Below are 14,785 nucleotides of genomic sequence, written 5' to 3'. Positions count from 1 at the left end.
ATTTTTGCTTATGAGTATATTGGTTGTAGGATAAAAAGTAGATTAATAGAGAAAGAGGAGGAGATTATTATAACTACAACCGTTATTTCACATTTTTACAATGAAGAGTATTTATTGCCATGGTGGCTTATGCATCATACGAAACTTTTTGATCATGGTATTTTAATTAATAAAGGTTCAACAGATCGTTCCGTTGAGATTTGTAAAAAATTCGCACCGCATTGGGAGGTGCGAGATTCTGTAAATCCAGAGTTTGATGCATATGCGACAGATCATGAAGTGATGAGGATAGAACAAGAAGTACAAGGATGGAAAATGATTTTAAATACGACTGAGTTTCTTTGCGTGCAAGATAAAAATCAGTTTTGGAAATCGCTAAATGAATTGGGGGGGAGGATGTATTGGCTGGACGGGCTTATTATGGTTGATGATCCTAACTACAACTATCCTGACCTTAACTTTGGAATACCTTTAATGAAACAGCGATTTCATGGTTATTTACCAGAAGATTGGCCGTTATGGAGAAGAGGTAGATTTATTCATAATCATGAGCATGGAAGTTATACGGTTGGAAGACATTTATCTGCGCATGAATCGATGATTTATCCACCTCTTGCTTGTATATTATGGTTTGGATTTAGTCCGTGGAACGATGTGATGAGAAAGAGAAAGTTACAAATTGGTCCGACTCTTTCTGAAGCTAGTAAGCATGGGGGAATGGGGACGCACCATATTATTACGCCGGAAAGATTAGAAGAATGGTATAAGGAATTAGCGAGAGGAACGAAGGATTTACGTTTTAGTGACGTATATCGTTATGTTTTTGTATAAATGATTCCCACCATAAAATTGTTTCTTCTATTCCTGTATTTAAATCGTATGTTGGTTTCCAGTTTACTTCAGTTTTTAAACGTTCTACACTAACGCCGACGAATAAAGGTTCATCCTTAGAGAAAGGAATCGCGTCTAGTTTAATTAAATGTTCTTTTCCTATCTTTTTAGCGATGATAGAAGCTAGTTCTTTAATTTGTACAGATTGACCTGAAGCGATATTGATGGTGCCTGTAACGCCATGTTCTAATACTGTTACGAGAGCGTCAGCGACGTCACTCACATGGAGGAAATCTCTCGATTGTTTTCCATGTGTACATAGTGCTTCCTCATTTTTTAATAAGGAAGTGATAATGTTAGAAACGAGCCGATTACCTTGTTCGTGAGGTCCATACATATGAAAAATGCGGCCCCAACACATGCTGAGGCCTGTTTGTTGTGCATACGTTTCTAGCCAGGAGTGCAGTGCATTTTTACATAAAGAATACGGGGTTTTATAGGAAAGGAGCGATGAATCTTCAAATAATACGCCGTTAAACCATTCGTACTCTGCGCCAGTACCTGCAACGACAACACGCTTTCCGCCGCATGTTGTGAAGTGTTGAATCAATGAAATACTAGACTTTAGCCAATAGTAATTATTAATAGATACATAGCATGCTGGTGGCACTGCTTCCCAAGCAAGGTGAATGAGATGGCTAGGCTGAACATCCGAAATGAATTGTTTTACTTCGTCATCGCGAAGCAAGTTTACTTTATGCCAATGGCAAGGGAGGTGAGAGGGGTTATTTTTATTATACGTGGCTTGCACTTCATATCCCTTTTGTATAAGTGAATGTACAACATATTTACCTATCCAGCCACTACCACCTGTTACAACAACTTTCTTCATGGCTCGATCACCTCAACTTCTGGAACCGTCACTAAAAATTTACCGCCCCATTCACGAATGAAAGAGCATTCTTTCATAATTTCGTCTTTCAAATTCCAAGGAAGTATGAAAATGTAATCCGGTTTTGTACGTTTAATTTCTGCTGGAGATTTTACTGGAATACGAGTTCCTGGTAAAAGGAGATTTTGTTTGTGAGGATTTTTATCTACTGTATAAGCTAGAAATTCTTTACCTATCCCGCAATAATTCAAAAGGGTGTTTCCTTTAGCTGGAGCACCGTAACCGATAATTTGTTTGTTTAAAACTTTCGCTTCAATAAAAAACTTTAAAATATTTATTTTCAATTGTTCGATGCGTTTAGAAAAAAGGAGATAGTAATCTAAAGTATCTAACCCGTGGTCGACTTCTTTTTGAATTAATTTTGTAACATTGGAATGGATAGTTGATTGGGCATTTAGATGGTTTACAAAAATCCGTAAGGAACCACCATGCGTTGAAAGTTCTTCTACATCAACAATTTGTAAATGATGATAACTTAAAACTTTTTGAAGGCTTATAAGTGAGAAGTAGGAGAAGTGTTCATGGTAGATGGTATCAAATTGGTTAAAAGATATAAGGTTTAATAAGTGCGGGAATTCAATTGTTATCGTGCCATCACGTTTTAATAGTGTTTTTAAACCAGCGACAAAATCATGCAAGTTCGGAACGTGTGCTAATACGTTATTTGCGACGATTAAATCAGCTTGTGGCAATTTTTTTGCTAAGTCATTACTGAAAAAATTTACATGAGTAGGAATTCCTTTTTTGATAGCAATTTCTGCTACGTTTTTCGCGGGTTCAATTCCCAATGTCTCGATATTTTCTTTTTTAAAGTATTGTAATAAGTACCCATCGTTACTTGCGATTTCAATCACTTTTGAATGTTTCGTTAAGTTGAAACGCTTAATCGCCATTTCTACGTATTGTTTAGCGTGTAGTAGCCAACTTGAGGAGTAAGAGCTGAAGTATAAATAGTTATGAAAAATATTTTGTGGGGATTCAAATTCATCTAGCTGTACGAGTAAACAAGAGTTACAAACAAATGTGTGCAGCGGATAAAAAGGTTCCATTTTATATGAGCTTTCAGGAGCTACAAATGAATTAGCAAGAGGGGAAACGCCCAAATCTAAAAAAGTGTTGGTTAGTAATGAGTGGCAAAAACGGCATTTTTTCTGTTCCATTTTATAGCCCCCTTATAAATTTTTGAATGCATCGATTTGTTGTCGTGTGAAAGATTCTATATTTTCACCAGATGCATATTTTTTGTACCAATCAACAGTCCAAGCGATAGCATCATCTGTTGATAACTTAGGAGTCCAGCCGAGTTTATTTACTGCTTTTGTACTGTCGAGTGTTAAAACAGGTGATTCATAAGGAGTATTTGTAGAGGAGGAAATGATTGTTAGTGGGTTATTCCATAATTTTATTACAGATTCAATGACATCATGAACGGTTCTGTTAGGTTCATTCATTGGGCCGAAATTCCACGCTTCTGCATATTTATCATCATTCCAAAGTTTCTCAGCTAAAAGGATATAGCCATGTAGAGGATCTAAAACATGTTGCCACGGACGGACGGCATATTTGTTTCGAATATACAAAGTATGATTGTGCAAATATGCCCGAATGATATCAGGGAATAATCGATCTTCTGCCCAATCACCACCGCCGATGACGTTACCAGCTCTGACTGAGGCGAGTTTCTGGGTATTAGTGCGGAAGAATGATTTTTGATAGGATGTTGCCACTATTTCAGCGCAAGCTTTACTAGCGCTATAAGGGTCGAAACCTCCTAGTCGGTCATTTTCCACGAACGCTCGGTCGCCACTACCGTCATTCTCATAACATTTATCGCTTGTCACATTAATAATGGCACGTACGCTTTCGACGGACTTTGCTGCTTCTAGCACGTGGACAGTACCTAAAACATTCGTTTTGAATGTATCGATAGGATTTTTGTATGAAGCGGTTACGATTGGCTGAGCTGCTAAATGAAATATTATGTCAGGTTTATGCTGCTTCATGGCATGAAATAAAGAATGGTAATCTGTAATATCGCCTTTCATTGTCGTGCACTCTTTTGCTACGTTACCTTGTTCAAAAATGTTAGGAATGGATGGGGGATGAGAAGAAAAGCCTACTACTTCTGCACCTAAAGAACTTAAGAAAAGGGTGAGCCAGGAGCCTTTAAATCCAGTATGTCCTGTAATAAATACTTTTTTCTTATTCCAAAAAGATGATGAAGCCATATTACCAAACCTTCCACGGAGCGCTATTACTTTCCCATAGCTCGACTAATTTATTTTTATCGCGCAATGTATCCATCGGATGCCAAAAACCAGAATGTTGATATGCGGTCAATTCATTTTTGTTTACTAACTGAACTAAAGTGTCTGTTTCAAAAACAGACTTATCTCCACTAATGTAATTGAAAACTTCAGGATTTAAAACGAAAAATCCACCGTTAACCCATCCGCCATCACCTAATGGTTTTTCTTGAAAAGATGTTACAGACTGTTTATCTAATATGAGAGAACCAAATCTACCAGGAGGTTGTACGGCAGTAACAGTAGCCATTTTTCCATGTTTTTTATGGAATGTAATAAGTTCTTTTATATTTACATTACTTAATCCATCACCATAAGTGAGGCAGAAAGGTTCGTCTCCGACATAATTTTGAATCTTTTTCACTCGGCCACCCGTTTCGGTATTTACACCAGTATCGATTAGTGTAACTTTCCATGGTTCTACACGATGAGAATGGCTAGTAATTGTATTATCGTTTAACTGTATTGTGAAATCAGACATGTGTAAGTTGTAATTTAGAAAGAACTCTTTAATTGCATATCCTTTATAGCCTAAGCAAATAATAAACTCAGTAATTCCGTAATGACTATACAAACTCATAATGTGCCATAGAATGGGTTTTGTTCCAATTTCAATCATAGGTTTCGGTTTTAAATGTGTTTCTTCCCCAATTCTTGTACCGTACCCACCAGCAAGAATAACAGCTTTCATTTTTTCCTCCTAAAATAAAAATTTATTATTTATACAGTATTCATGTTTTATGCAAATGAGATTGTTTTTGATTAAGTGAATGAAAATGTTTGAGGTGATGACGATGCAGAAAGTATTACGGTTTGAATTTTGGGAATAATTCTTGATATTCAGGGTTATGACGGAGGTCTTGTGTTAGGTTACTAAGCTCTAAAAAACGTATGTCCAGTACTTCAGGAGATTGACCGTAATGTGTTTGAAGTCCCATTTGAACACCCCTTTTTGAAAGGGTAGGTGTAATTTGTAATTTTCTTGCCTTTGATTGTTCATTCCAAGGGCTAAAATAAAATTTTAAAATAAATGAAGGATAGTCATAAATTATATATCCGTGCCGCGAATGATGTCTACCAGGTAAATATGCACCGTCTAGATGATTGTGAATAAATCTCCAAGCACATCCGAGATTTGGGTTATAAGGGAAGACACCGTGGTATCGCTGTTCTACTAAGGGGATAGAATATCTAGGCTTTGAATAATTATAATTATGATTATCTATCATTAAAATCATTCTAATCGCATACATGTTTTGGCCTAGTGTATGAAGAGATGAAAAAAATTCTTCAGTATTATTACAACAAAAGAATTCAGTAGTATTTAAAACGATTTTCCAACCTGAAACTTCTCTTTCAATTTCCATCACTTCAATATCAGTATTAGTTGGATCAAACTCAAGAAATCTTGAATTTCGTACTTCCCAGTGGGGTGCTAATAGTTTACAAATCTCTACGGAACGATCTGTAGACCCTCTATTAATTAAAATGCCGTGATCGAATATTTTCGTGTGATGCATAAGCCACCATGGAAGTAGGTATTCTTCATTATAAAAATGAGAAATGATTGTCTTTTTCATATTAATTCCCTCCTATACAAGCAATCATTATTAGTAGGATATGCTTTTAAATAAGAAAGGTTAAAAGTGGCAGATAATGTAGTGATTAGGTAGTAGTTTAGTAATTTTATTGTATAAGTGTAGATTACTCGTATTGAATCATCATAGGAGGAGATTGGAATTTTGTATAAATTGTGAATAATAAACCGTCACGTTTGACTGTACAGTTTATGTATTGTATGATGTAAGTAATATAAACAAGGGGGGAAGATCGTTGGGAAGGTGTATCGAATCGGACAGTTGGCTCTCATGGCTCACGTGTCGAAACGAACGATTGATTATTATACGAATCTAGGTATCTTAAAAGCGGAGCGATCTCAATCTAATTATCGCTATTACGACGAAACAGCATTTGAGACATTACAATTTATTGAGAAGTGCAAAGAAATGCATATGCCGCTTTGTGAGATTAAAGAGAAAATCGAGGAGAAGAAGAAGCTGCTCGGTATCAATGAACACGTTTCGAAACAAGTGAATGAAGTGACAGACCATATTCATCGATTAGAAGTGGAGCTTACTGAGTTAAAACCGCTTTTAGATGAATTGACTGATTCACAACGTGAAAAAATATCGAAATCTTTATCAGGTCAAACGACAGCTTTAATACAGACACTTGCTCTATTATTATAGAATAAGTGAAATCCGACCTCTTTAATTTTTGTATCGGGCTATGTTTTCTAACAAACAAATAAGAAAACATTATAGTATACAGGAGGTGGACACCTTAGTTTTTTAACTAAGGGGATTCATTGGAAATATTTAATTTAGTCATGGTTGCGATTTTAATCGCATTTACTGGATTTTTCGTAGCAGCAGAGTTTGCGATTGTAAAGATACGTTCAAGCCGTATCGATCAGCTTGTTGCGGAAGGAAAACGCGGTGCTTTAGCAGCGAAAAAGGTAACAACAAATTTAGATGAATATTTATCTGCTTGTCAATTAGGTATTACAGTTACAGCTATGGGATTAGGTTGGTTAGGTGAACCGACAATTGAAAAGTTATTACACCCGTTATTTGAGAAATGGAACTTAAATCCTTCTATTTCATCAGTATTAACATTTGGTCTTGCTTTTATGATTATGACGTATTTACACGTTGTAGTAGGAGAATTAGCTCCAAAAACGATGGCAATTCAAAAGGCTGAAAGGGTAACGTTATTATTGGCAGGTCCATTAATGATGTTCTATAAAGTAATGTATCCATTTATTTGGGTATTGAACGGTTCAGCTCGTGTGATAACTGGTTTATTTGGTTTAAAGCCAGCTTCAGAACATGAAGTAGCTCATACAGAAGAAGAATTACGTCTTATCCTTTCAGATAGCTATGAAAGTGGCGAAATTAATCAAGCTGAATACAAGTATGTAAATAACATTTTTGAATTTGATAATCGTATTGCAAAAGAGATTATGGTACCGCGAACAGAAATCGTTGGTTTCTACCTGGAAGATTCAGTAGAAGAACACATGAAAGTAATCCAAAATGAGCGATACACACGTTATCCGATTTTTGGAGAAGATAAAGATGATATTATCGGTATGGTCAACGTAAAAGATTTCTTTATTCGATATATGACCGAGGATCAAAAAGATTTATCATCTATTCGCTCGTATATGCGTCCGATTATTGAAGTGATGGAAACGACTCCAATTCACGATTTATTACTTCAAATGCAGAAGAAGCGAATTCCGATGGCTGTTTTATATGATGAGTACGGAGGAACAGCTGGAATTGTAACGCTTGAAGATATCTTGGAGGAAATCGTCGGCGAAATTCGTGACGAATATGATGAAGATGAAGCACCACCAATTCAACATGTGAACGAGCAACATATTATTGTTGATGGAAAAGTGCTTATCTCAGAAGTGAAAGATTTATTTGGATTACACATCGAAGAAGATGATGTGGATACAATCGGTGGATGGATTATGATGCAAAATCATGAAATCGAAGAAGGACAACACGTTGAGGCGGAAGGTTATGAATTTAAAGTGTTAGAAAAAGACGCTTACCAAATTAAACGTGTTGAAATTCGTAAGATGGAACAAGAACAAGAAGAAGAGAAAGCAGCAACTGTGTAAGTTGCTGCTTTTCTTCTAAAGTACAAAAAATGAGAAATTAGGAGCGGATATTTTGATTCAAGAAGCCTTACGTGTATATCGATTACAATTGTATGTGATCTTTAGTGGTTTACTACTTATGTGGACGATTACTCCGTTTGGAAAACAAGTGACAGGGTTCGGTATTGGATTAGCAGTAAGTGCTTATTGTCTTTGGTTATTAGCTCGCAGAGTGGAGAAACTCGGGAAAAGTATCGTAATGAAGGAAAAGGCTCCTGGATTAGGAGTTTTAAACCGATTTGCAGCTGCTATTTTAGGAGCTATCATCATGTATGAAATTGAGCATGAAATGGAAATGTGGGCATTCGGTACAGGTATTTTAGGTGGTCACTTTTTAATGATTGCAAATTTAGCGTACGCAAATATGCAGTTAGTGAAAGAAGAAGAGAAGCAAAGAGAACGTGCTTCGAAAAATATAGAGCTATGATGAAAAGGACCTAATCAGGTTCCTTTTTTAGTTTAGCGATATGATACAAGTAATCAAATTAATGACAAATATAATACGCTTCTTTTTTGTGTTTTTCAATAGTATGAAAAATAATAAAAAAAAATTAAAAACCCATCGATTTCTAAAGGTTATGTATGTTATTATGACAAAAGACTTTTTGAAAGAGGTGGATACCAATGTTACAAGCGCTACTTATTTTTGTGCTTCAAATTATTTACGTTCCAATATTAACAATCCGTACGATTTTGCTTGTAAAGAATCAAACAAGATCCGCTGCTGGTGTTGGATTGTTAGAAGGAGCTATTTACATTGTCAGTTTAGGTATTGTGTTTCAAGATTTATCAAATTGGATGAACATCGTTGCCTATGTCATTGGCTTTAGTGCGGGACTGTTATTAGGCGGTTATATAGAGAATAAATTAGCAATTGGTTATATTACGTATCAAGTTAGTTTACTAGACCGTTGTAATGAATTAGTAGATGAGTTACGTCACTCTGGATTTGGCGTTACAGTATTTGAAGGCGAAGGTATTAATTCTATACGTTATCGCTTAGATATCGTCGCAAAGCGTTCTAGAGAGAAAGAGCTTTTAGAAATCATTAATGAAATTGCACCGAAAGCGTTTATGTCTTCGTATGAAATTCGCTCGTTTAAGGGTGGATATTTAACGAAGGCGATGAAGAAAAGAGCGTTAATGAAGAAGAAAGATGAACATGCATCGTAAAAAAGAGGAATAGTGATGCATTAAAAGCGCAGTATAAGTCTAAATGTAAAAGGGAGGAATCTATTTTGATGTAGATTCCTCTCTTTTTTTATGAAAAATATTCATCTGTTAATTCAAAAAAACTAAATCGTATAATTATGTTTTTTACTCATTCTCAAATTAATGATTAGCCATATAATTTGAAAAAATACCGGTATGATAAACGTGATTAATAAAACGATAAGTGATATTGATTTAATTTCAGGTGTTTGAATAACACCAGCACCATCAACATCTCGTAGCCAAATAATAGCGGCCCATATTCCAAAAACGATAATCCAAAATATGTTACCAATCCACCAAGAAATCCATCGTTTTTTCATGTTAGCACCCCCTACATTTATCTACTGTTAAAAGTATATTTTCTTTTGTTACATTTATAATGAAACAACTTTAAAATCAGTTTTTAACTGTATATCTAACTTGTTTGAAGGTTACTATTTCTCCATCATCATCATCGTCTTTCGTTTGTAAAAGTTGAACTTTTGGTTTGTAGTCCGTCCTATGAGCGTGTTCGATATCTTTAATGTTAAGTTTGTAGGATTCACCATTTTTTAGTTTTTGTTCCAACACTTTTTTATTAGCAACATAAATAAAAGTTACTTTATTTTCATCAATGCCTTTAGTTTTAATTTCTAATTCATTGTCTTTTGCTGTAATCGTTGGTGTTAATAATTCCATACTGCCTTTCCCGCTTTCTAAAGAATTCTCTGCTATAGTTGAACATCCTGATAATATGATTCCAGTGAATAGAAGAACAGCTAATTTCTGTTTCATAACATCCCTCAATTCCATGTGATTTTTGATTTTTGTATTGCTAGATTACTAGTGCGGAGCGTAAATGTTTAGTTAGTACCCTCTTAATTGTACCATAATATGTAAAATGAAACAGGAGGTATATCCAATTTAAGGGAGAATTAAAAATTTACTGATTTTTGTAAATTCGTATGTTTTAGCTTCTATTTCAATCGAAATGTAGACGAGAGAAAGAAATTTTTTTATAGAAATTATAATTTTTACATTTTACAATAATGATAGGGAATAGATGAATTCATTTACTTCGGAGGTAGTTATTTGAACATTAATGAGAAGGCAATTGAAATGTTTGAACAAAATAAATATGAGGAAGCAATGGAACTGTTTCAACAAGCATTACATGAATCTAGAGACGTACAATCTCTCAATAATCTGGCTTGGATGTACTTTTATGAGGAAGAGAATGATGATAAAGCTCTTGAATTAATAAGAGAAGTTGTTAAGTTTAATCCTTCTTCATACTTTCCTTATAACATCTTAGGGGACATTTACATGAAACAAGAAAAATGGACAGAAGCGAAAGAAGCATTACAAAAGTCTATTTCGATTCAACCATCAGATGAAGCATATCATAATGTAGCTGTAGCGCATTATAACCTTGGAGAGCTGGAAAAAGCTTCAGACTTTTTCTTGCGAGTTGCAGGGGATTCGGACTATATCATGTATAGCTATGTAAAATGTTTAATTGATTTAGAACGAACGACAGAAGCAAAAGAGAAGTTAGATACTTTTAACAGGGAATCTGATAATTTTTTAGGGGAAATTAATGTAGCAGATTTATATGTTGAGTTGAATTGCTATAAAGAAGCAATTGAATGGTTCGAAAAGGGATATAAAGAATGCTGGAAAAGTCCTAATTGGATTAGTAGATTTGTGTATGCTCTATATAAAACGAATAATTTCTCCCGTATAAATGAAGTTATACGGGAATCTATCGAAGCGAAAACAGCAGAAATAGAAGATGTTCAGAATGAAGAAGTAGAAGAAAACTGGACAGAAAATGATAAGAAAGAGTTAATTGAGGAATATACAGAAGAGAATAATTGTTATAAAACAATGGTAGAACGTATCAAATCTGGATACGTTCCAGGATTAGAATTTGAAACGGATTTTATAGGTGGGTGCTATTTGTTTGGTTGTAAAAGGCATAATCATCTTTTTATTAATAGAAGAGCCTGAACCATCAAGCTCGTTTGATGGAGAACTAGCTGAGCTGTCTACGAAGTATTATTCTTTATATAAAGCTAGAATGGGTGCCGACTACTTTTATTATTAAAGCTAGAAAGTAAAGTGTTTTTATAAAAGAAGCCTATGATTTCAAATAGATGAAATCATAGGCTTCTTTATTTTAAAAAAATGAGGTCAAAGGTGTACTTTTCTTATAAAAATGCATTTCATATAAAAGGTGTAATTATTTTGGGGAAGGGGGATTGTTGTGCGTCATCATAGAAAGTGCAAAAAATTTGGAGTGGCACTGCCTCTTCCGCTTATAGGAGCAACGGGTCCGACAGGTAATAGTGGTCCAATCGATCCAACTGGAGGGCATGAAGGTCCTGTTGGTCCTACAGGGGTGACTGGACCGACGGGAGCAACTGGGCCCCAAGGTCCTCAAGGTATCAGGGGAATACAAGGTCCCCAAGGGACAACAGGAGCACAAGGAATACAAGGGGCTATTGGTGATACAGGAGAGCAAGGTATAACTGGTCCGACTGGTCTCCAAGGTGCTCAAGGATTAATCGGTAACCAAGGTCTAATTGGTGATATTGGAGTACAAGGATTAGAAGGAATACAAGGAGCAACGGGTCCTGCTGGTAGTCAAGGTATACAAGGCACACAAGGAATACAAGGGGAAATAGGCGAGCGAGGACAAACAGGGGCACAAGGAATGTAAGGAGAGAGAGGCGTAACTGGAGTCTCGGGTGTAACTGGTCCACAAGGCCCTCAAGGTGTTCAAGGAATACAAGGAGAGCAAGGGGCTATTGGTATACAAGGAGAAGACGGCTTCCAAGGTATACAAGGAATTACTGGAGAGGAAGGCCCACAAGGAGCACAAGGAATACAAGGTGAAGTGGGTCCAACTGGTTCTACTGGAATGCAAGGTGCCCAAGGTATAAGTGGAATAAAGGGGATAACAGGTGTAATAGGTTTACAAGGACCACAAGGTGTGCAAGGAATACAAGGTATAACGGGAGCAACAGGTTTTCAAGGGATAAAGGGAATAAGAGGTATAACAGGAGCGACGGGTAGTAATGGTACTCAAGGCTCAGAAGGACCACCGGGCGGTCCGACGGGAGTGACCGGTCCAATTGGCCCTTCTAGTGGGGTGACTGGACCAGCTGGCCCACCCGGTCCACCAGGAGGGCCAACAGGTCCAACGGGTGCGACCGGTTCAACAGGTGTAAGCGGAGGGATAGGTCCAATTGGAGGGCAAGGTGTGCAAGGTATAACCGGTCCAACAGGTCATCAAGGTGTAAGGGGAGCGCAAGGTGCCCAAGGTGTAGTTGGAGCAGTTGGAGTACAAGGAGCACAAGGTCCTCAAGGTAACCAAGGTATAACAGGTCCAACTGGTGCAGAAGGTTCTCAAGGAATACAAGGTCCGCTGGGAGTAACTGGTCCAACAGGTGCAGAAGGTCCTAAAGGTATTCAAGGTATGATAGGTCCAACAGGTGCACAAGGAATGGTGGGAATACAAGGGATAGCTGGTCCGGTTGGTGTTACAGGAGCGGAAGGAGCTCAAGGAGCACAAGGAATCCGAGGAGCAACCGGCCCAGCTGGAGCACAAGGAATCCAAGGCGTACAAGGAATTCAAGGGGAAACAGGAGCAGCTGGAACACAAGGTCCTCAAGGTGTTCAAGGGATACAAGGGACTACCGGATTGACAGGTACACAAGGTGCCCAAGGTCCTCAAGGAGTGCAAGGAATAATAGGACCGACTGGAGCTATCGGTTTGCAAGGTCCTCAAGGATTACAAGGAATAACTGGTCAGGCGGGTCCAACCGGCGAGGCGGGAGCAACGGGTCCTCAAGGTCCACAAGGAATTCAAGGACCACAAGGAGCAACCGGTCCAACTGGAGCAACCGGCGAGAAAGGAGCCACGGGCTCACAAGGTCCTCAAGGAATCCAAGGTTCACAGGGGATAACGGGTCCGACTGGAGCAACCGGCCCGACTGGAGCAACTGGTCCACAAGGTCCACAGGGAATCCAAGGTCCACAAGGTGTAACGGGTCAGGCGGGAGCAACAGGTCAGACGGGAGTGACTGGTGCAACTGGACCGACCGGAATACAAGGAATACAAGGAATAACTGGAGCAACAGGGGGAACGGGAGTAACAGGCCCAACAGGAGCCACGGGTCCAACAGGCTTAACAGGAGCAACAGGCCCTTCTGCTATATCAACAGGTGGAGGCTATTTCTTTTCTACATCAACAAGCACAATTGCAGCAAATGCCAACATCCCAATTAATTCTGGATCCACTGTATATGGAACTGGTGTATCTTTAACTAGTGCTACGACAGTCACAGTAACGACGCCAGGAATATATTTAGTAAGCTACTATTTTCAAGGGGATGCAAATGGTGGGAATGAGACAGTATCTGTTAGATTGCTATTAAATGGAACGCAACTAACAGGGAGTTTTATACAAAACGTAACGACATCAACTGTAGTAATCGAACCAGCCATTTCAAATACACTTCTTGTGAATGTGACGAGTGCCAATTCAACATTAATATTACAAAATGGCCCGTTAGGTGTAGGGCATGTGACTACTATAGCAGGTGCGATTACAGCAAGCTTAAATGTAGTGAGAATTTTATAAAGAATATAAAAAACACAAGGAATGTCTTTGTAAGACACACCTTGTGTTTTTTAATATTAAATAAACATTTTCTTTATCTTTTCGGTTGAAAAATATGCTGAAAGAAGTATTTGTGATGTAAGTTATCTACAACCTTATTTGCTTGATATGTGCGTTGTTTTTCAATTCGAAGTCTTTGCTCCATCATTTTAATTGCGTGATCAGATAAACGTAACATAATACATTCTCCTTTTCTATAAATATAGGTGACTATTTGATATCGATCCCATATTTATAATTAAGGAGGCAAAATGTGTAACATAGGCAAAAAGCACCTTCCTCTCCCATTACGCTTACGAGGTTAGCTGTCGGACTCGGGAAGTGAGAGTTTCCCTACTTAAAAAAGATTCGCCCCAAGTAGCATAGCTACAAAAATGGTTCCCCCGCTCCAAAATTTGGACTCAGCAAAAGGTTTTATAAAGTAAAAAATAACATAAAGGAGCAAACAAGTCAAATTATTTTGTGTATTCTGTCTTTTTTAATTGCGTAAGAATCATACCGTCAGGAAGTATTGTATCTGATACTGTAATGAATCCGTGTTTTTTATATAAAGTAATAGCAGGGGTATTCGCTTTACCTGTTTGTACAATATATGTCATTGGAGAGGGAAACATGTTAAATATATAAATTAGGAGTTTCGTTGCGATTCCTTTTTGAAAAAAATCGGGCGATACAACTAGCCTATGGATATCGATTAGTTTTTCTTCTTGTACAAAAGAAATAAAACCGACAAGTTTATTTTCAGAAAAATATCCATAGAATGTTTCAACGCAATTTTGAATATCGTTTACAGTATCATATAAACGAGGTATGGCAGTACTATTTAAGTAGTCTGCTTCAACTTTATAAGCTGGAATTTGAACCTGTAAAATGGATGTTGCTACTTCAAAAGAAGTGGAATTTAACTTAAGAATCATAGACAATGAAGCCTCCTTTAAATATGGTATATGAATATAATTGCTTTATGGGTGAGTTTGACAATATTTTTCTTTTTTGCATATAATATATGTATCTCCATATGTAAAATAGTAGTAAATATATTTCTATAGTGAAATATGATTAGCAATGATAAATAC

15 protein-coding genes, 2 pseudogenes and 1 riboswitch are annotated in these 14,785 nt (G+C 37.1%); of the genes and pseudogenes, 8 read left to right on the top strand and 9 right to left on the bottom strand.

The features are described 5' to 3' along the window. Window positions 1-30 precede the first annotated feature (30 nt). Entirely contained in the window at window positions 31-831 is an 801-nt protein-coding gene (locus V7S45_RS16385) for a glycosyltransferase family 2 protein (protein WP_075678122.1), read from the top strand. Here V7S45_RS16385 and V7S45_RS16380 read toward each other — a convergent pair. The 5 genes from V7S45_RS16380 to V7S45_RS16360 all read right to left on the bottom strand — a co-directional run bounded on the left by V7S45_RS16380 (window position 800) and on the right by V7S45_RS16360 (window position 5,669). Continuing rightward, window positions 800-1,723 (bottom strand): NAD-dependent epimerase/dehydratase, encoded by a 924-nt coding sequence (locus tag V7S45_RS16380; RefSeq protein ID WP_000758381.1) that lies wholly within the window; start codon window positions 1,721-1,723, stop codon window positions 800-802. The genes V7S45_RS16385 and V7S45_RS16380 overlap by 32 nt on opposite strands. Beyond that, on the bottom strand, window positions 1,720-2,943 hold the full coding sequence (locus tag V7S45_RS16375; protein ID WP_000435779.1) for a class I SAM-dependent methyltransferase: 1,224 nt from the start codon (window positions 2,941-2,943) through the stop codon (window positions 1,720-1,722). The genes V7S45_RS16380 and V7S45_RS16375 overlap by 4 nt, the downstream gene beginning before the upstream one ends. Before the next feature lie 12 nt (window positions 2,944-2,955). After that, a complete protein-coding gene (gene rfbG / locus V7S45_RS16370; protein ID WP_000168659.1) occupies window positions 2,956-4,011 on the bottom strand; it encodes a CDP-glucose 4,6-dehydratase in 1,056 nt (351 codons plus the stop codon). A 1-nt stretch (window position 4,012) separates the two neighbouring features. Beyond that, window positions 4,013-4,780 (bottom strand): glucose-1-phosphate cytidylyltransferase, encoded by a 768-nt coding sequence (rfbF, locus tag V7S45_RS16365; RefSeq protein WP_000648808.1) that lies wholly within the window; start codon window positions 4,778-4,780, stop codon window positions 4,013-4,015. A gap of 115 nt (window positions 4,781-4,895) precedes the next feature. Continuing rightward, complete coding sequence (locus tag V7S45_RS16360) at window positions 4,896-5,669, bottom strand: glycosyltransferase family 2 protein (RefSeq protein ID WP_000750973.1); 774 nt, start codon at window positions 5,667-5,669, stop codon at window positions 4,896-4,898. Between the two features lie 261 nt (window positions 5,670-5,930). On the opposite strand from V7S45_RS16360, the gene V7S45_RS16355 reads away from it, so the two are divergent. The 4 genes from V7S45_RS16355 (at window position 5,931) to V7S45_RS16340 (ending at window position 8,998) form a co-directional block, all read left to right on the top strand. Continuing rightward, window positions 5,931-6,338 (top strand): MerR family transcriptional regulator, encoded by a 408-nt coding sequence (locus V7S45_RS16355; RefSeq protein ID WP_000285639.1) that lies wholly within the window; start codon window positions 5,931-5,933, stop codon window positions 6,336-6,338. A gap of 119 nt (window positions 6,339-6,457) precedes the next feature. After that, window positions 6,458-7,786 carry a hemolysin family protein gene (locus tag V7S45_RS16350; protein WP_000402258.1) on the top strand — a complete coding sequence of 443 codons (1,329 nt, stop codon included), beginning with the start codon at window positions 6,458-6,460 and terminating at the stop codon, window positions 7,784-7,786. Window positions 7,787-7,838: 52 nt separating this feature from the next. Then, entirely contained in the window at window positions 7,839-8,252 is a 414-nt protein-coding gene (locus V7S45_RS16345) for an ATP synthase subunit I (protein WP_000613877.1), read from the top strand. A 197-nt stretch (window positions 8,253-8,449) separates the two neighbouring features. Further along, on the top strand, window positions 8,450-8,998 hold the full coding sequence (locus tag V7S45_RS16340) for a DUF2179 domain-containing protein (RefSeq protein WP_000938438.1): 549 nt from the start codon (window positions 8,450-8,452) through the stop codon (window positions 8,996-8,998). A 122-nt stretch (window positions 8,999-9,120) separates the two neighbouring features. Here V7S45_RS16340 and V7S45_RS16335 read toward each other — a convergent pair whose 3' ends face one another. Further along, window positions 9,121-9,360: a DUF3923 family protein gene (locus tag V7S45_RS16335; RefSeq protein WP_000747681.1), complete on the bottom strand. Its 240-nt coding sequence runs from the start codon at window positions 9,358-9,360 to the stop codon at window positions 9,121-9,123. A gap of 76 nt (window positions 9,361-9,436) precedes the next feature. Then, window positions 9,437-9,832, bottom strand: coding sequence for a hypothetical protein (locus tag V7S45_RS16330; protein WP_002041528.1), 396 nt, complete (start codon window positions 9,830-9,832; stop codon window positions 9,437-9,439). Window positions 9,833-10,111: 279 nt separating this feature from the next. Between V7S45_RS16330 and V7S45_RS16325 the strand changes: the two genes are divergently transcribed. The 3 genes and pseudogenes from V7S45_RS16325 (at window position 10,112) to V7S45_RS16315 (ending at window position 13,670) form a co-directional block, all read left to right on the top strand. Next, entirely contained in the window at window positions 10,112-11,032 is a 921-nt protein-coding gene (locus tag V7S45_RS16325; protein ID WP_001024456.1) for a tetratricopeptide repeat protein, read from the top strand. Next, window positions 11,019-11,142: pseudogene (locus V7S45_RS16320) on the top strand (ubiquinone biosynthesis protein UbiE); the annotation flags it as partial. The gene V7S45_RS16325 and the pseudogene V7S45_RS16320, both read left to right, overlap by 14 nt. Window positions 11,143-11,288: 146 nt before the next feature. Continuing rightward, window positions 11,289-13,670: pseudogene (locus tag V7S45_RS16315) on the top strand (collagen-like protein). Between the two features lie 73 nt (window positions 13,671-13,743). On the opposite strand, the gene V7S45_RS16310 reads toward V7S45_RS16315, so the two are convergent. Together V7S45_RS16310 and V7S45_RS16305 are read right to left on the bottom strand one after the other, a co-directional pair. After that, window positions 13,744-13,887, bottom strand: a complete 144-nt coding sequence (locus V7S45_RS16310) for a hypothetical protein (RefSeq protein ID WP_000945243.1) — start codon at window positions 13,885-13,887, stop codon at window positions 13,744-13,746. Between the two features lie 96 nt (window positions 13,888-13,983). Then, a riboswitch (cyclic di-AMP (ydaO/yuaA leader) is annotated at window positions 13,984-14,126 on the bottom strand. A gap of 38 nt (window positions 14,127-14,164) precedes the next feature. After that, window positions 14,165-14,626 (bottom strand): GNAT family N-acetyltransferase, encoded by a 462-nt coding sequence (locus V7S45_RS16305; protein ID WP_000601226.1) that lies wholly within the window; start codon window positions 14,624-14,626, stop codon window positions 14,165-14,167. Window positions 14,627-14,785: the final 159 nt, after the last annotated feature.

The organism is Bacillus sp. BR3(2024), from assembly GCF_039134555.1.
GTDB lineage: Bacteria > Bacillota > Bacilli > Bacillales > Bacillaceae_G > Bacillus_A > Bacillus_A cereus.
The sequence above is the reverse complement of the archived record's forward strand: the minus strand, read 5'-3'. Positions and strand labels throughout refer to the sequence as shown.